Origin of the sequence: Thalassovita mangrovi (assembly GCF_009857745.1) — a bacterium.
GTDB lineage: Bacteria > Pseudomonadota > Alphaproteobacteria > Rhodobacterales > Rhodobacteraceae > Thalassobius > Thalassobius mangrovi.
Window position 1 is genome coordinate 239,171 of the sequence record NZ_WWEN01000004.1, and the last position, 16,159, is coordinate 255,329.

Annotated in this window: 16 protein-coding genes; 14 read left to right on the forward strand and 2 right to left on the reverse strand. The window is 62.6% G+C overall.

The annotated features are described in order from the left end of the window. Window positions 1–31: 31 nt before the first annotated feature. The 6 genes from GR167_RS11335 (at window position 32) to GR167_RS11360 (ending at window position 5,326) form a co-directional block, all read left to right on the forward strand. Complete coding sequence (locus GR167_RS11335; protein ID WP_160973594.1) at window positions 32–1,642, forward strand: cytochrome ubiquinol oxidase subunit I; 1,611 nt, start codon at window positions 32–34, stop codon at window positions 1,640–1,642. 5 nt (window positions 1,643–1,647) lie between these two features. Then, a complete protein-coding gene (cydB, locus tag GR167_RS11340) occupies window positions 1,648–2,811 on the forward strand; it encodes a cytochrome d ubiquinol oxidase subunit II (protein WP_160973595.1) in 1,164 nt (387 codons plus the stop codon). Window positions 2,812–2,825: 14 nt separating this feature from the next. Further along, entirely contained in the window at window positions 2,826–2,963 is a 138-nt protein-coding gene (gene cydX / locus GR167_RS11345) for a cytochrome bd-I oxidase subunit CydX (RefSeq protein WP_160973596.1), read from the forward strand. 138 nt (window positions 2,964–3,101) lie between these two features. Next, window positions 3,102–3,539, forward strand: a complete 438-nt coding sequence (locus GR167_RS11350; RefSeq protein ID WP_160973597.1) for a DsrE family protein — start codon at window positions 3,102–3,104, stop codon at window positions 3,537–3,539. 87 nt (window positions 3,540–3,626) lie between these two features. Next, the gene (locus GR167_RS11355) at window positions 3,627–4,949 is read left to right on the forward strand and encodes an NAD(P)/FAD-dependent oxidoreductase (RefSeq protein ID WP_160973598.1); all 1,323 of its coding nucleotides are present in this window, start codon (window positions 3,627–3,629) and stop codon (window positions 4,947–4,949) included. A gap of 11 nt (window positions 4,950–4,960) precedes the next feature. Then, a complete protein-coding gene (locus tag GR167_RS11360; RefSeq protein ID WP_160973599.1) occupies window positions 4,961–5,326 on the forward strand; it encodes a DUF5368 domain-containing protein in 366 nt (121 codons plus the stop codon). Between the two features lie 84 nt (window positions 5,327–5,410). Here GR167_RS11360 and GR167_RS11365 read toward each other — a convergent pair whose 3' ends face one another. Then, on the reverse strand, window positions 5,411–6,280 hold the full coding sequence (locus GR167_RS11365; RefSeq protein ID WP_160973600.1) for a MurR/RpiR family transcriptional regulator: 870 nt from the start codon (window positions 6,278–6,280) through the stop codon (window positions 5,411–5,413). Between the two features lie 147 nt (window positions 6,281–6,427). Here GR167_RS11365 and GR167_RS11370 point away from each other — a divergent pair, with 147 nt between their 5' ends. Genes GR167_RS11370 through GR167_RS11400 form a run of 7 tightly spaced genes read left to right on the forward strand, consistent with a single transcriptional unit; the run spans window position 6,428 to window position 14,164 of the window. Then, the gene (locus GR167_RS11370; protein ID WP_160973601.1) at window positions 6,428–7,204 is read left to right on the forward strand and encodes an N-formylglutamate amidohydrolase; all 777 of its coding nucleotides are present in this window, start codon (window positions 6,428–6,430) and stop codon (window positions 7,202–7,204) included. Further along, window positions 7,197–7,793: a TRAP transporter small permease subunit gene (locus tag GR167_RS11375; protein ID WP_160973602.1), complete on the forward strand. Its 597-nt coding sequence runs from the start codon at window positions 7,197–7,199 to the stop codon at window positions 7,791–7,793. Before GR167_RS11370 ends, GR167_RS11375 begins: the two co-directional genes overlap by 8 nt. Further along, window positions 7,793–9,115, forward strand: coding sequence for a TRAP transporter large permease (locus GR167_RS11380; protein ID WP_160973603.1), 1,323 nt, complete (start codon window positions 7,793–7,795; stop codon window positions 9,113–9,115). Before GR167_RS11375 ends, GR167_RS11380 begins: the two co-directional genes overlap by 1 nt. Before the next feature lie 55 nt (window positions 9,116–9,170). Continuing rightward, entirely contained in the window at window positions 9,171–10,208 is a 1,038-nt protein-coding gene (locus GR167_RS11385; RefSeq protein ID WP_160973605.1) for a TRAP transporter substrate-binding protein, read from the forward strand. Between the two features lie 56 nt (window positions 10,209–10,264). Further along, window positions 10,265–11,626 (forward strand): glutamine synthetase family protein, encoded by a 1,362-nt coding sequence (locus GR167_RS11390; RefSeq protein ID WP_160973607.1) that lies wholly within the window; start codon window positions 10,265–10,267, stop codon window positions 11,624–11,626. Between the two features lie 13 nt (window positions 11,627–11,639). Then, window positions 11,640–13,022, forward strand: coding sequence for an aldehyde dehydrogenase family protein (locus GR167_RS11395; protein WP_160973609.1), 1,383 nt, complete (start codon window positions 11,640–11,642; stop codon window positions 13,020–13,022). After that, a complete protein-coding gene (locus tag GR167_RS11400) occupies window positions 13,019–14,164 on the forward strand; it encodes an iron-containing alcohol dehydrogenase (protein WP_160973611.1) in 1,146 nt (381 codons plus the stop codon). Before GR167_RS11395 ends, GR167_RS11400 begins: the two co-directional genes overlap by 4 nt. 67 nt (window positions 14,165–14,231) lie before the next feature. On the opposite strand, the gene GR167_RS11405 is transcribed toward GR167_RS11400, so the two are convergent. Next, a complete protein-coding gene (locus tag GR167_RS11405; RefSeq protein ID WP_212769935.1) occupies window positions 14,232–15,188 on the reverse strand; it encodes a LysR family transcriptional regulator in 957 nt (318 codons plus the stop codon). Between the two features lie 143 nt (window positions 15,189–15,331). Between GR167_RS11405 and GR167_RS11410 the strand changes: the two genes are divergently transcribed. Next, window positions 15,332–16,117, forward strand: a complete 786-nt coding sequence (locus GR167_RS11410) for a transporter substrate-binding domain-containing protein (RefSeq protein WP_160973613.1) — start codon at window positions 15,332–15,334, stop codon at window positions 16,115–16,117. Window positions 16,118–16,159 lie beyond the last annotated feature (42 nt).

Consider the following 16,159-nt stretch of genomic DNA (forward strand, 5'->3'; position numbering starts at 1 on the left):
ATGCGTAATTAACACACCAAGGAGTCCACCTATGGAGATCGGACTGGTCGAGCTGTCACGACTGCAATTCGCCATGACAGCCATGTATCACTTTCTCTTCGTGCCGCTGACGCTGGGTCTTTCGATCCTGGTCGCGATTATGGAGACCGTCTATGTCATGACGAACCGCCCCATCTGGCGGCAGATGACGAAATTCTGGGGCTCGCTGTTCGGGATCAACTTCGTTCTCGGCGTCGCCACCGGTATCACCATGGAATTCCAGTTCGGCATGAACTGGTCCTACTATTCGCACTATGTCGGCGACATCTTCGGCGCGCCGCTTGCCATCGAGGGGCTGATGGCCTTCTTCATGGAAGCGACCTTCGTCGGGCTGTTCTTCTTCGGCTGGGACAAGCTGAGCAAGGTGTCGCACATGGTCGTCACCTGGCTGGTCGCCATCGGGTCGAACTTCTCGGCGCTGTGGATCCTGATCGCCAACGGCTGGATGCAAAATCCGGTCGGCGCACAGTTCAATCCCGACACGATGCGGATGGAAATGACCTCGTTCTTCGACGTGGTTTTCAACGAAGTGGCGCAGGCCAAGTTCGTGCACACGGTTTCGGCCGGTTACGTCACCGCCGCGGTCTTCGTGCTGGGCGTTTCGGCGCTGTATCTGATCCAGAACCGGCACAAGGATCTGGCCCGCCGCTCCATCGCGGTCGCGTCCTCCTTCGGGCTTGCCGCCGCGCTGTCCGTCGTGGTTCTGGGCGACGAATCCGGCTATTCGGCCAGCCACACGCAGAAAATGAAGCTCGCCGCGATCGAGGGCATGTGGGAAACCCACGAAGCGCCCGCGCCGTTCAACCTGATCGGGTTCCCCGACAAGGAAGCGCGCGAAACCCATTACGCCATCCAAATCCCGTGGGTGATGGGCCTGATCGGCACCCGCAGCCTGACCCAGGAAATCCCGGGCATCAACGAACTTGAAGCGGAATCCGAAGAACGTATCCGCGACGGCCTGATCGCCTATGACGCGCTGATGACCATCCGGGCAGATCGTGAAAACGTGTCGCCGGAAGTGCGCGAAACCTTCGAGGCGCATTCCGAGAACCTGGGCTTCTCGCTGCTGCTCAAGCGCTATGTCGACGATCCGCGCGATGCGACCGACGAACAGATCGCACAGGCCGCCGCGGACACCATCCCGGGCGTCGGGCCGCTGTTCTGGGCCTTCCGCCTGATGGTGGGGCTGGGCTTCAGCTTCATCGCGGTGATGATCTTCTTCTTCGTGCGGGCGTCGTTCTACCAGATGCAGTTCCCGCGCTGGTCGCTCTATGCCGCCGTGGCGATCATCCCGACGCCGTGGATCGCGGCCGAGCTGGGCTGGTTCGTGGCGGAATTCGGCCGCCAGCCCTGGACGGTGGACGGCGTGCTGCCGACCGCGCTGAGCGCGTCGCACCTGTCGATTGCCGATCTGCTGATCACGCTGGCGGGCTTCATCACCTTCTATTCGGTCCTCTTCGTGATCGAGGTGAGCCTGATGGTGAAATACATCCGCAAAGGTCCCTACATGGACGTCGCCGAAACCGAAGCTTGGCAGGCCAAGCACGAACACCGGCTGCGCACCCATGACGGCCAGGGTCCCTTTGCCAATCCCGCGGAGTAACTGACATGATCCTTTATGAATTGATCGATTTCGACCTTCTTCGCGTGGTCTGGTGGGTGCTCCTCGGGGTTCTGCTGATCGGCTTCTCGCTGACCGACGGGTTCGACATGGGGGTCGGCGCCCTGCTGCCCTTCGTCGCCAAGACGGATGTGGAACGGCGCGTCGTCATCAACACCGTCGGCCCGGTCTGGGAAGGCAACCAGGTGTGGTTCATCCTGGGCGGCGGCGCGATCTTCGCCGCCTGGCCGCCGCTCTACGCGGTCAGCTTCTCGGGCTTCTACCTGGCGATGTTCCTGGTGCTGGCTGCCTTCATCGTCCGCCCGGTGGCGTTCAAATACCGGTCCAAGCGGGACAGCGCCGCGTGGCGCAGCCGCTGGGACTGGGCGCTGTTTGCCGGCGGTGCGGTTCCCGCGCTTCTGTTCGGCGTGGCGGTGGGCAATGTCCTGCTGGGCGTGCCCTTCCATCTGACCGATGACCTGATGCCGATCTATGACGGCAGCGCCATCGGCAAGCTGATCCGCCTGCTGCATCCCTTCGCCCTGCTGGGTGGTGTGGTGTCCTTCTCGATGCTGCTGATGCACGGCGCCGCCTGGCTGAGCCTGAAAACCGAAGGCCAGATCGCCGAACGCGCCCGCAGCATCGGCACCAAGGCCGGTCTGGTCGCGGTGGCGGGCTATGCGCTGGCCGGTCTGTGGCTGGCGATCGGGATCGACGGTTTCGCGCTGGTCAACGACGTGGTGTCGAACGGGCCTTCCAACCCGCTCTACTCCGAAGTCACCCGCGGCGGCAGCTGGCTGTCGGCCTATTCGACACGTCCCTGGATCGTCATTGCCCCGCTGATGGGCTTTGCCGGGGCGCTGATGGCGATGCGCGGTCTGCGCGCGGGCCGCGAGGTGTCGACGCTGCTGTGGTCGAAACTGGGCATCACCGGGATCATTTCGTCGGTTGGTCTGACCATGTTCCCGTTCATCCTGCCCTCGACCGTGGACCCGAACAGTTCGCTGACTGTGTGGGACGCGTCCAGTTCGCACCAGACGCTGTTCATCATGCTGGTGGTGACGCTGATCTTCATGCCGCTGATCCTGATGTACACCGCATGGGTCTACAAGGTTCTGTGGGGCAAGGTCACCGAAGCGGACGTCACCGAAAACTCCGATAGCGTTTACTGAGAAGGAGACTGAACATGTGGTATTTCGCCTGGCTTCTGGGCCTGCCTCTCGCCGCTGCTGCCGCCGTTCTCAACGCCATGTGGCTGGAACTGCGCACCGATGCCTGCTTCGCCGAGGAAGGCGACTGCCCGGTGGGTGAACACGAACACTGACACCGGTTAGGAATTCGGGGGGCGTCGTCCCTTCTTCCCCCCCGATAGCCGGGCCCCGGGCGTCTTGCGCGCCGGGGCCCGGTTCAAGGACAAGATGAAGCCGACCCTGATCGGCACGAACGAGAGAGAACCCAAATCATGAAGAAATTTTTGCTCGGCGCTGTTGCAGCCGCCGGAGTCGCTTTTTCTGCCGCAGCCGAAGAAGCCCCCAAAACCCTGGTGACGATCCTGACCGCGCCGGAACCGCAAACCCAGCTGATGGCGATGGTTCTGAGCATGCAGGCGGCCCAGCAGGGCGCCACCCCGCATATCCTGCTGTGCGGCCCGGCCGCCGATATCGCGCTGAAGGATGCGCCCGAATCCGCCACCGCCGGTCAGCCGCCCAAGAACATGAGCCCGCAGGGCCTGATGACCAAGATCATGACGCTGCCCGGCGCCAAGGTCGAGGTCTGCGCGATCTACCTGCCCGGCAAGGGCGCTGACGCTTCGATCCTGCTGGACGGTGTCGGCGTCGCCAATCCGCAGGCGATGGCCGGCGCGATGATTGCACCCAACGCACGGATTGCCAGCTACTGATCGCCCGCGATCCATGACTGCCCGCCCGCCTGCGATCGCGCAGGTGGGCTTCTCCCCCTGACAGGACGCTTGGAGGAAACGCACAAGATGACCAAGAACCCCAAACCGACCGCCACCAGGCGGCAATTCCTCACCCTCTCCGCCGCGGGCGCTGCCGCCGCCGCGGCCGTCACCGCATCGCAACCGGCGCAGGCACAGGTCGCCACCAAGGCGAAGATCGTGATCATCGGCGCCGGTGCCGGTGGCACCGCGCTGGCCAACCGGCTGGTCCGCCGCCTGGATGGCGCCGAGATCACGTTGATCGACCCGCGCAAGGAACACCTGTATCAGCCCGGCCTGTCGCTGGTCGCGGCCGGTCTTAAACCCTCCGATTACGTTCTGTCGCAAACCACCGACTGGCTGCCCAAGGGCGTGACCCTGATCCAGGAAGCCGCCGCGGCCATCGATGCCGAGGCCAAGACCGTCGCGACCGAAAGCGGCAAGGTGCTGACCTATGACTTCCTCGTCGTTGCGCCCGGCCTGATCCTGGATCACGACGCGATCGAAGGCTTCTCGCTCGACCTGGTGGGCGAAAACGGCATCGGCGCGCTTTATGCCGGGCCGCAATATGCCGCCGCCACCTGGAAGGCCGCGCAGAATTTCACCGAAACCGGCGGCGTGGGGCTGTTCACCCGTCCGGCGACCGAAATGAAATGCGCCGGTGCGCCGCTCAAGCACACCTTCCTGATCGAAGACATCGCCCGCTCCAACGGGACGCGCGGCAAGATGGACATTTCCTACATGGCGAACAACGACAGCCTGTTCGGTGTGCCCATCGTGTCGGAAAAGGTCCGCATGATCTTCGGCAATCGCGGCATCACGCCGGAATATTCCCACGTGCTGAAGGCGATCGAACCGGGCGCCAAGCGCGCCACCTTCACCACGCCCGAGGGCGAGGTAGAGCGCGATTACGATTACATCCACGTGATCCCGCCGCAGCGTGCCCCCGAGGTGATCCGCCAGTCTGGCCTGAGCTGGGCCGACAAGTGGACCGATCAGGGCTGGGTCGAATGCGACAAGGCCAGCCTGCGTCACCTGCGTTACGACAATATCTGGGCGCTTGGCGACGTCGCGGGCGTGCCCAAGGGCAAGACCGCCGCATCGGTCAAATGGCAGGTGCCGGTGGTCGAGGACGGCATCATTGCCGCCATCGAGGGCAAGGACCCGACCGAGACCTATAACGGTTACACTTCTTGCCCGATGATCACCCGGGTCGGCCGGGCGATGCTGGTCGAATTCGATTACAACAACAACCTGACGCCGTCCTTCCCCGGCATCATCGCGCCGCTCGAAGAGCTGTGGATCAGCTGGCTGATGAAGGAAGTCGCGCTGAAGGCAACCTATAACGCCATGCTGCGCGGCCGCGCCTGAGGAGACCTGACATGAAAGACCTTACCTTTGGCACCCTGATCGCCGTTTTCGAGGAAATCTTCGGACGTGGCCTGTTCTGGGCGATGGTGGCAGTGGCCGTCATCGTGACGCTTGGCTATTTCTACGTGCTGATCCGCGACCGCGAAATCAGCTGGCGCAAGTTCCTGCTGGCGCAGCTGTCGATGCCGGTGGGCGCGATCGCGGCGGTTTGGTTCGTGCTGATCATGACCCATTCGCACCTGCGCAATATCGGCGGGCCGATCGACCTGATCGTGCTGCTGGCGGTCGCCGTCGCGGGCGCCATCGGCTTCGCGGTGCTGGTCTATACCGTGCAATCGCTGATTTCGCCGCCCTCTGCGGAAAAATCGGGCGACTGAGCCGAAAAACAGGGCAGGGGGCCTGGATGGCCGGGCCCCGAGCATACAGGCAAGCAACAGGCGCGTCCCCGCAAGGGGCGCGCCTTATCCTTTTCGGAACAGCCGGGTGAGGTTGAACAGTTCGTCCAGACGTTCGTATCTTTCGCGGGTTTCCGGCCAGCGCTGTTCCTGCGCCGCCGCGATCAGCGCCTCCAACAGCATCATCGTCGATACGTTCGAATCCCAGGCCGAGGGGATTTCCACCCAGCAGTTGAAGCTGTGGGTGGCGACCTCGGCGATCGGGCTGGACCACTGATCGGTGATCAGCACCACGTTGATGCCGCGTTCGGCGGCCAGTTCGGCCAGCCGTTGCAGGTTGGTTTCATAGCGCCGCACGTCGAAGATCAGCAGCGTGTCGCCCTTTTCCATGTCCAGCAGGTAATGCGGCCAGGTCGCCGAGGACGAGGTCAGGTGGGTGACCCCGGGGCGCACCGCCTGGAAATGGGTGAAGGCGTAATCGGCCAGCGACCGGGTGATGCGGCCGCCGACGACGTAAAGTGGGTGGCTGCTGTCGGCCAGCAGCTTGGCCGCTGCGTCGAATCCTTCGCTGTCGATGTTCGAAAAGGTGGTTTCGATATTGCGCGTCACCGCCTTGGCGAAACGGTTCAGAAGATGCGATTCCGGCGCTTCCGACGCCCAGTTCGCCCGCCGTTCGGTCGGGCCGGACACCTTGGCCTGCAATTCTTTCAGCAGCGCCTGGTGGAACTGCGGATAGCCCTTGAAGCCCAGTTTCTGCACCATCCGGGCGATGGTCGGGGTCGAAACGCCCGATTGTTCCGCCACGATGGTGATCGAGGCCAGACCCGCCGCCGGATAGTTTTCCAGCAGGGCATTGGCGAACTTGCGCTCGGACTGGGTGAGCGCGCTGTACTGTTCGCGGATCAGCTCTCGGACGGTGGCGGTGGGGTGCTGCAAAATCTCTTCCTGTTCAGGGCGCCTATTTCTTAGTCGCGAAATACGGGGATGCAAGGGCGTTCCGGTTTCGGCACCGATCATTTGTGAAGAGATATTGACACAAATGGGTCGGGCATGAAAAGAATTTTCCAAAACAGGGAGAGACTGATGCTGAACAATCAGCATTGCGAGGATGAAAACGCGGTGGAGGTGATCAATCGCGACGGTGCCGGCGGCGTGTTGCTGATCTGCGAACACGCCTCGAGCCATATTCCCGCACGCTATGGCGATCTGGGGCTGCGGCCGGAATGGCGGCACAGCCACGCCGCCTGGGACCCGGGCGCTTTGGCCCTGTCCAGGGCGCTGAGCGCCGCGTTGGACGCGCCGGTCGTCGCCAGCCGGGTGTCGCGACTCGTTTACGACTGCAACCGTCCGCCCGAGGCCGAAAGCGCCATGCCGGAACGGTCCGAACTGGTCGAGGTGCCGGGCAATACCGGGCTGACCCAGGCGCAGCGCGACGAGCGCACCGAAACCATCTATCGCCCGTTCTGCGCTGCCGTGACCGACATGATCGCGACCGGCCCGCGCGCGCTGATCACCGTGCACAGCTTCACGCCGGTCTTCTTCGGCGTGCAGCGGCAGACGGAAATCGGCATCCTGCATGACAGCGACAGCCGCCTGGCCGACGGGATGCTGCAACACGCCGCCGATCTGCCGCACCGGGTGATCGAGCGCAATCAGCCCTACGGGCCCGAAGACGGGGTGACCCATTCCCTGAAACTGCACGGGATCGCGCATGGCCTGCCCAACGTGATGCTGGAAATCCGCAACGACCTGTTGCGCGACCAGGAGGACGTCGAGCGAATGTCACAAGAATTGCTGACAATGATCCGGCCCGCGTTGGAAGCTTTGTCCAACGCCGGGGAAGGAGGGCACGATGCCTAAGGTCATAACTGGATACGTGCACACGATCGATGCGATGAACCATTTCATCGGGCGGTTCGCGATGTACCTGATTTTCGCGCTGGTGGGGGTGCTGCTGTGGTCCTCGGTCTCGAAGACCTTTTTCTCGCCGTCGATCTGGACGCTGGAAACGGCGCAGTTCGTGATGGTCGCCTACTACATCCTCGGCGGGCCCTATTCGATCCAGCTGGGCTCGAACGTGCGGATGGACCTGTTCTATGGCAACTGGTCGCACAAGACCAAGGCTTGGGTCGATGCTTTCACCGTGCTGTTCCTGATGGCCTATCTCGTCATCCTGTTCAAGGGCGCGGTCGGCTCCACCGCCTATTCGCTGGGCTATTTCGGGACCGAACCCTTCGCCTTTTTCTGGGACCTGCTGAAGACGCTGGTGACCGGCGGTTTCGACGCTGCGGGCGAGAAGCTGGGCTATCTCGAACGTAGCCCCACCGCTTGGCGGCCCTTCCTCTGGCCGGTGAAGACCCTTTTGTGCTTCGGCGTGTTTCTCATGCTGTTGCAGACGCTTGCTGAACTGTTCCGGGATCTCGGACGCATTCGCGGAGAAGAAATCTGATGTCCTATGAAATGATCGGCCTGTTGATGTTCAGTTCGATGATGCTGATGCTGTTTACCGGACAGCGCGTGTTCGGTGCGATCGGCTTCGTCGGCGCGGCGGCTGCGGTGATGTTGTGGGGTACGGGTGGTGCGGATTTGCCGTTCTCGGCGGCGATGAAGCTGATGAAATGGTATCCGCTGCTGACGCTGCCGATGTTCATCTTCATGGGCTACGTGCTGTCGGAATCCAAGATCGCCGACGACCTGTACAAGATGTTCCATGTCTGGATGGGACCAGTGAAGGGCGGGCTGGCCATCGGCACGATCGGGCTGATGGTGCTGATCTCGGCGATGAACGGTCTGAGCGTGGCGGGCATGGCCATCGGGGCCACCATCGCATTGCCGGAGCTGTTGAAGCGCAACTATGACAAGATCATGGTGACCGGCGTGATCCAGGCCGGATCGTCGCTTGGCATCCTGGTGCCGCCCTCGGTCGTGCTGGTGCTTTATGCGATGATCGCGCGGCAACCGGTGGGGCAGCTTTGGCTTGCCGGTGTGATCCCCGGCCTGATGATGGCCGGCATGTTCATCATCTACATCTACGTACGCTGCCGGATTCAACCCGAATTGGGACCGGCCCTTCCCGTGGAAGAGCGCAACGTGCCGATGTCGGAGAAGCTGCGCCTGTTGCAGGCGGGGCTGCTGCCGCTGGGGATCTTCGTCGTGATGATGGTGCCGTTCGTGAAGGGCTGGACCTCGCTGGTGGAAAGTTCGGCCATCGGGGCGATGGCGGCCTTCATGGCGGCGGTCCTCAAGGGGCGGATGACCAAGGAGGTGTTCGAGGTCTCGGTGCGCCAGACCCTGGCGGTGTCGTGCATGTTCATGTGGATCATCCTGGCTGCACTGGGCTTCGGCGCGGTGTTCGACGGGCTTGGCGCGGTCAAGGCGATCAAGGACCTGTTCACCGAGCAGATGGGCCTGAGCCCCTGGATGATCCTGATCCTGATGCAGCTGAGCTTCATCGTCATGGGCACCTTCCTGGACGACACCGCGATGCTGGTGATCGTGGCGCCGCTCTATGTGCCGCTGGTAGGGGAACTGGGGTTCAACCTGGTATGGTACGGTGTTCTCTACACGATCACCTGCCAGATCGCCTATATGACGCCGCCGTTCGGGTACAATCTGTTCCTGATGCGCGCCATGGCGCCACCGCACATTACGATCACGGACATCTACCGCTCGATCGTTCCCTTCGTCGCGGTGATGGCCTTTGCCTTGGCAATCGTCATGATCTTCCCTGAGCTCGCCCTGTGGCTGCCCAACCTCGTTTACGCGAAATAACCCAAAGAACTCCGTCAACGGAGCACAATCAGAAACCTCAACAGGAGAAAATGAAATGACTTCAAGACGTTCTTTTCTAAGCGTTGCGGCCCTCGGTGGCGCAGCGACACTGGCGTCGCCAGCCATCGTCAAGGCCCAGGCGCCGATCAAGTGGCGTTTCCAGACCTATGCCGGCGCGGCACTGGGTGAGTTTGTGACCAAGCCCGTGGTCGATTACATCAACTCCGCTGCCAACGGTGAGATGGAAATCGAACTGTATTACGCCGACCAGATCGTCCCCACCGGCGAACTGTTCCAGGCGCTTCAGCGCGGCACCATCGACGCGGTGCATTCGGACGATGACTCGATGGCATCGCCCACGCCGCTGCAGGTGTTCGGCGGCTATTTCCCGCTGGCCACCAAGCATTCGCTCGACGTGCCGGTGCTGTTCGAACAGTACGGCCTGGCGGACATTTGGCGCTCGGAATACGAAAAGGTCGGCGTGACTTGGCTGTCCGCTGCCGGGCAGGACCCGTGCAACTTCAACACCAAGAAAGAGGTCACCTCGTTGGCCGATCTCGACGGTCTGAAACTGTACACCTTCCCGACCGCCGGGCGGTTCCTGTCGCAGTTCGGCGTGGTGCCGGTGACCATCCCCTATGAGGATGCCGAAGTGGCCGTCCAGACCGGCGAACTGGATGGCATGGCGTGGTCGGGGATCACCGAGGACTACACCGTTGGCTGGGCCAACGTGACCGACTACTTCCTGACCAACAACATCTCGGGTGCATGGATCGGGTCGTTCTTCGTCAACCAGAAGAAATGGGCCGACCTGCCCGAACACCTCAAGTCGATTGTCATGGCAGGCATCGAAGCCGGGCACACCTATCGCAACCAGTGGTACTGGGGCGGTGAAGCGCGGCTGCGCGCACAGGGTGACAAGCTGCAACTGCGCTCGATCCCGCAGGAAGAGTGGAAAACCGTCGAAGACGCCGCTGTGAAGTTCTGGGATGAAATCGCCGAAGAAGGCGAAATTCACGCCAAGATCGTCCAGATCTTCCGCGACTATAACGAAGTGATCAGCAAGGCTGGTCCTCCGTACACTTTCGGCTAATTCTACAGCCCCGGCGCTTTTCGCGCCGGGGCACCATTTAAGAAAGGAAACGCCCCATGGCTGGCACTCTCAGTTTCGACGATCTCAAGGCGCAGGTGGCCTCGGGCGAGGTGGATACCGTTCTCGCCTGTCTGGTGGACATGCAGGGCCGCCTGATGGGCAAGCGGTTCCATGCCGGTCATTTCATCGCCAGCGCGTGGGAAGAAACCCATTGCTGCAATTACCTTCTGGCCACCGACCTGGTGATGTCGACGCCCGAGGGCTTCGCTTCGACCTCCTGGGAACAGGGGTACGGCGATTACGTGATGAAACCCGACCTGAGCACGCTGCGCCCGGTGCCGTGGCTCGAAGGCACGGTGATGGTGCTGTGCGACGTGCTGGACCATCACACCCATGAAGAAGTGCCGCATTCGCCCCGCGCCATGCTGAAGAAGCAGATCGCGCGCGCCGAGGCGATGGGGTTCACCCCGATGATGGCAAGCGAACTGGAATTCTTCCTGTTCGCCAAGAGCATCGATGAAATCCGCAAGGGCGGGTTCCGCGACATGGAGCCGATTTCGGCCTTCAACGAAGATTACAACATCCTGCAGACCAGCCGCGAAGAACACGTGATGCGCCCGCTGCGCAACCACCTGTGGAACGCCGGCCTGCCGATCGAGAATTCCAAGGGCGAGGCCGAGACCGGCCAGGAAGAGCTGAACATCAAATACGATGCCGCTCTGAACACCGCCGATTACCACACTATCGCCAAGCACGCGACCAAGGAAATCGCCTGGCAGCAGGGCCACGCGGTGACCTTCCTGTCGAAATGGCATCACGACAAGGTCGGATCGTCCAGCCACGTGCACCAGTCGCTGTGGAAGGATGGCGATCCCGTGTTCTTCGACCCCAACGATCCGCTGGGCATGTCGGACACGATGAAAAGCTATGTCGCGGGGCTGCTGAAATACGCCCCTGACTACACCTATTTCCTGGCGCCCTATATCAACAGCTACAAGCGGTTCCAGAAGGGCACCTTCGCGCCGACCCGCATCATCTGGTCGATCGACAACCGCACCGCCGGGTTCCGCCTGTGCGGCGACGGCAGCAAGGCGATCCGGATCGAATGCCGCGTCGGCGGGTCCGACATCAATCCCTACCTCGCCATGGCCGCGATGCTGGCCGCCGGGCTGAAGGGGATCGAGGACGGGCTGGAACTGGGACCGGCCTTCAGCGGCGACGCCTATGAAGGTGACAGCGGGCATATCCCGCACACCCTGCGTGACGCGCGCGAAACGCTGCTGGCCTCCGACATGCTGCGCGAGGCTTTGGGCGATGACGTGATCACCCACTATGCGCGCGCCGCCGAGTGGGAGATCGAAGACTTCAACCGTGTCGTCACCGATTACGAGGTGGCGCGCGGGTTCGAACTGGCCTGATTTCGAGGATGAAATGACCAAGACTTTGAAATGTATCTCGCCGATCGACGGATCGGTATTCGCCGAACGCCCGGTGCTGTCGCCGGACGAAGCGCGCGCCGCTGCCGCGCGCGGCAAGGCGGCGCAGGCCGCATGGGCCGCGCGTCCCTTGCAGGAACGCATCGACCTTGTGATGGCCGGGGTCGCCGCGGTGGGCTCGATGAACGACGTGATCGTGCCCGAACTGGCGGGCATGATGGGCCGACCCGTCCGCTATGGCGGTGAATTCGGCGGCTTCAACGAACGCGCCAGCTACATGGCTGAAATCGCCGAACGGGCGCTGGCCGATATCGAAGTGGGCGAGGACGCCACCTTCAAGCGCTATATCAAGCGGGTGCCGCTGGGCCTGGTCTTCGTGGTGGCGCCGTGGAACTACCCGTACATGACGGCGGTCAACACTGTCGCGCCGGCGCTGATCGCGGGCAACACGGTGATGCTGAAACACGCGACCCAGACGTTGCTGGTCGGCGAAACCATGGCCAAGGCGTTCCATTCCGCCGGCATCCCCGAGGATGTGTTCCAGAACGTTTACCTGGACCATGACACCGCCAGCGCGCTGATTTCCGAAAACGCTTTCGACTTCGTCAACTTCACCGGTTCGGTGGGCGGCGGTCAGGCGATGGAACGCGCCGCCGCAGGCACCTTCACCGGTGTCGGGCTGGAACTGGGCGGCAAGGACCCGGGCTATGTGATGGAAGACGCCGACCTGGATGCGGCGGTGGCGACGCTGATCGACGCGGCGATGTTCAATTCCGGCCAGTGCTGCTGCGGCATCGAACGCATCTACGTGCATGAAAGCCTGTTCGACGCCTTCATCGAAAAGGCGGTCGCGGTGGTGAACGGCTACAAGCTGGGCAATCCGCTGGACCCCGAAACCACCATTGGCCCGATGGCCAATGCCCGTTTCGCCACCGAGGTCCGGGCGCAGATCGACGAGGCGCTGGCGATGGGCGCCAAGGCGCATATCGAACCTTTCGCCGAAGACGACGGCGCGGCCTACCTGACGCCGCAGATCCTGACCGACGTGACCCACGACATGCGGGTGATGCGGGATGAGAGCTTCGGCCCCGTGGTGGGGATCATGCCGGTGAAGGACGACGAGGAAGCGATCGCGCTGATGAATGACAGCGTGTTCGGGCTGACCGCCTCGCTCTGGACGGCGGATGTGGACCGCGCCGAACGGGTGGGCGACCGGATCGAAACCGGCACCGTCTTCCTCAACCGCGCCGATTACCTCGATCCCGGCCTGTGCTGGACCGGCTGCAAGCAGACCGGGCGCGGTGGCGGGCTGTCCGTCATCGGCTATCACAACCTGACCCGTCCCAAATCCTACCATCTCAAGAAGGTGACAAAATGAACCTGACCGGTAACTGGTCCTATCCGACCGCGATCAAATTCGGCGCTGGCCGGATTGCCGAACTGCCCGCGGCCTGCGCTGCCGCCGGGATCAAGCGCCCTCTGCTGGTCACCGACCGCGGCCTGGCCGGTCTGCCGATCACCGCGCAGACCCTCGATATTCTCGACGCCGCCGGTCTGGGCCGGGCGCTGTTCGCCGATGTCGACCCGAACCCGAACGAGAAGAACCTCGACGCCGGTGTCGCCGCCTACAAGGCGGGCGGCCATGACGGGGTGATCGCTTTCGGCGGCGGGTCCGGGCTCGACCTGGGCAAGATGGTGGCCTTCATGGCGGGGCAGACCCGTCCGGTGTGGGATTTCGAGGATATCGGCGACTGGTGGACCCGCGCCGATGCCGATGCCATCGCGCCGATCATCGCGGTGCCCACCACCGCCGGCACCGGGTCGGAAGTGGGGCGCGCCAGCGTCATCACCAATTCCGAAACCCATGTGAAGAAGATCATCTTCCACCCCAAGGTTCTGCCCAGCGTCGTGATCTGCGACCCGGAACTGACCGTGGGGATGCCGAAATTCATCACCGCCGGCACCGGGCTCGATGCCTTCGCCCATTGTGTCGAGGCCTACAGCTCGCCCTTCTACCACCCGATGAGCCAGGGCATCGCGCTGGAAGGGATGCGGCTGGTCAAGGATTACCTGCCGCGCGCCTATGCCGACGGCACCGACCTTGAGGCCCGCGCCCAGATGATGAGCGCGGCGATGATGGGGGCGACGGCGTTCCAGAAGGGGCTTGGCGCGATCCACGCGATGAGCCACCCGATCGGTGCGCATTTCAACACCCACCACGGCACCACCAACGCCGTCTGCATGCCCGCCGTTCTGGAATTCAACGCGTCCGCGATTGCGGACCGGTTCGAACAGGCGGCGGCCTATCTGGGGATCGAGGGCGGTTTCGAAGGCTTCAAGGCCTTCGTGCAGGAACTCAACGACAGCCTGGGCATCCCCAAACGGCTGTCCGAGCTGGGCGTGACGGCGGAAAGCATCCCCGAGCTGGTCAAGGGCGCGATCATCGACCCGTCCTGCGGCGGCAACCCGATCGAACTGACCGAAGAAAACCTGACCGAGCTGTTCAACGCGGCTCTCTGAGGTCTGGCACAGACAAGTCGGGCGGCCCTATCAGGGCCGTCCGTTGGCGTTTCCGGGGGCAGGGCGGTCAGGAATAGGTGCGGTCGTCCAGCGGCACGTTGAAGATCAATTCGTCGACCAGCGCCAGGAAGGCCGCTTCGGGCGGCGACAGGCTGCGCCTGGGATTGGTCAGCAGGTAAATTTCCACCATCGGCAACTGCGAATAGGGCGGCAATTGCCACAGCTGGCCCAGTTGCACGTCGCGCTTGGCGACATGGACGGGCAGGGCGCCGATGCCGATATTGGCCATGGTCAGGCGGCGCACCTCGGACAGGTTCGACGACACCCCGCGCAGGTTGGCGGCCAGTCCGGCCCGGTCGCGCAGCTGCGCCACCGATCCCAGCGGGCCGCCTTCGATTTCGGTCTGGAACGACACCGAGGCTTCGCCTTTCAGGTCCGGCAGGGCGATGTCGTTGCGGCCGAACAGGCGATGGCGCGGGCCGCAATAGAGCCCGAAAAATTCCCGGCACATCACCCGGGCGTCGATGTTCTTCGGCTGCTCGCTGAGCAGGCAGATGCCGAAACTTGCCTGGTTCTGCCGGATGCGCACCGCGACCTCGGTGCTTTCCTCGACGACCATGGAATAGGTCACTTTCGGGTGCTTTTGTGCGAATGTTTCCAACGCCTTGTCGAAATGCGGCGACACCACGTGGCTGGTCATCACGATGCTGATATGGCCGCTGAGTTCTGCTTCTTCCGCGGCCAGAAGCTGCGGCAGTTGCGACACCGCGCCGAAGATGTTGGCGCATTCGTCATAGAGGATTTTCCCGGCATCGGTGACCGCGAAACGGTTGGGTTTGCGGTCGATCAACTGCCGCCCGGTGGCGTCCTCGAGCCGCTTCAGCGCGCTGCTGATCGTGGGTTGTTTCAGCCCCAGGAAATCCGCCGCCTTCGATATGCCGCGCTGTTCGACCACGACCATGAAAGTGCGCAGCAGGTTCCAGTCCAGATTCCACGGGAAACGTTGTTCATAGGGTTTCAGCATAGATTTCATCAATCATTACAATTTTGATTATCTATTTGCATGATGATTTGGCTCCATGCAAGCCTCCCCGCCAAGCGTCCGGCCTGATCGCCGGCGTGGTCTGAACACAGAGTTTCAAAAAAGTGTAAGACAGGGAGCTTCACATGAATACGCGCAGGAAAATCCTGACCACTGCAGTCATGGCCGGTGTGGCCGCAATGACCACCTTCGGCGCCGCCGGCATCGCCGCAGCCGAGGAACTGGACACCATCAAGGAAAAGGGCGTGATCCGCATCGCGATGAGCGGCGCTTACCCTCCGTTCAACTTCGTCAATGAATCCAACGAAGTGGTCGGCTTCGACCCGGCCATCGGCACCGAGATCGCCAAGCGCATGGGGCTGGAGACGGAAATCGTCACCACCGCATGGGACGGCATCATCGGCGGTCTGCTGGCCAACAAATACGACGCCATCGTCGGTTCGATGACCATCACCGCAGAACGCGACGAAGTGGTCGATTTCGTCGGCCCCTACTACACCACCAAGCGCGCCATCTTCACCAAGCCCGACAGCGGCATCACCAGCGTTTCGCAGCTGGGCGACGTCAAAATGGGTGTGACCCTGGGCGAAACCCACGAAGCCTGGGCCCGCGAACAGGGATACAACGTGCGCACCTACAAGGGCCTGCCGGAACTTCTGCTGGAACTGCAGAACGGCCGCGTCGACGTCATCGCCAACGATTCCATCGCCGCGATCCTGGCGATGAAGGAAAACGGCTATGACTTCGTGATGCTGCCCGATCTGGAAACCGAAAGCTTCGGCGCCGGCATCGCGATCCGCGAAGGCAATCCGGAGCTGAAAGCGGCGATGCAGGCCGCGCTGGATTCGATGATGGAAGACGGCACCTACGTCGAGATCGCGGAAAAATGGGTCGGCGGCGACATCCGCTGATCCTTCCGAACCTCAATCGAAAACCTGTGGCACGCCGGTTCT

Bases quoted from the DNA above. Each gene is read 5' to 3' on its own strand.
- GR167_RS11360 (WP_160973599.1), top strand. From the start codon at position 4,961: ATGAAAGACCTTACCTTTGGCACCCTGATCGCCGTTTTCGAGGAAATC.
- GR167_RS11350 (WP_160973597.1), top strand. From the start codon at position 3,102: ATGAAGAAATTTTTGCTCGGCGCTGTTGCAGCCGCCGGAGTCGCTTTT.
- GR167_RS11355 (WP_160973598.1), top strand. From the start codon at position 3,627: ATGACCAAGAACCCCAAACCGACCGCCACCAGGCGGCAATTCCTCACC.
- GR167_RS11370 (WP_160973601.1), top strand. From the start codon at position 6,428: ATGCTGAACAATCAGCATTGCGAGGATGAAAACGCGGTGGAGGTGATC.
- GR167_RS11385 (WP_160973605.1), top strand. From the start codon at position 9,171: ATGACTTCAAGACGTTCTTTTCTAAGCGTTGCGGCCCTCGGTGGCGCA.
- GR167_RS11405 (WP_212769935.1), bottom strand. From the start codon at position 15,188: ATGCTGAAACCCTATGAACAACGTTTCCCGTGGAATCTGGACTGGAAC.
- cydX (WP_160973596.1), top strand. From the start codon at position 2,826: ATGTGGTATTTCGCCTGGCTTCTGGGCCTGCCTCTCGCCGCTGCTGCC.
- GR167_RS11375 (WP_160973602.1), top strand. From the start codon at position 7,197: ATGCCTAAGGTCATAACTGGATACGTGCACACGATCGATGCGATGAAC.
- GR167_RS11410 (WP_160973613.1), top strand. From the start codon at position 15,332: ATGAATACGCGCAGGAAAATCCTGACCACTGCAGTCATGGCCGGTGTG.
- cydB (WP_160973595.1), top strand. From the start codon at position 1,648: ATGATCCTTTATGAATTGATCGATTTCGACCTTCTTCGCGTGGTCTGG.
- GR167_RS11335 (WP_160973594.1), top strand. From the start codon at position 32: ATGGAGATCGGACTGGTCGAGCTGTCACGACTGCAATTCGCCATGACA.
- GR167_RS11390 (WP_160973607.1), top strand. From the start codon at position 10,265: ATGGCTGGCACTCTCAGTTTCGACGATCTCAAGGCGCAGGTGGCCTCG.
- GR167_RS11380 (WP_160973603.1), top strand. From the start codon at position 7,793: ATGTCCTATGAAATGATCGGCCTGTTGATGTTCAGTTCGATGATGCTG.
- GR167_RS11395 (WP_160973609.1), top strand. From the start codon at position 11,640: ATGACCAAGACTTTGAAATGTATCTCGCCGATCGACGGATCGGTATTC.
- GR167_RS11400 (WP_160973611.1), top strand. From the start codon at position 13,019: ATGAACCTGACCGGTAACTGGTCCTATCCGACCGCGATCAAATTCGGC.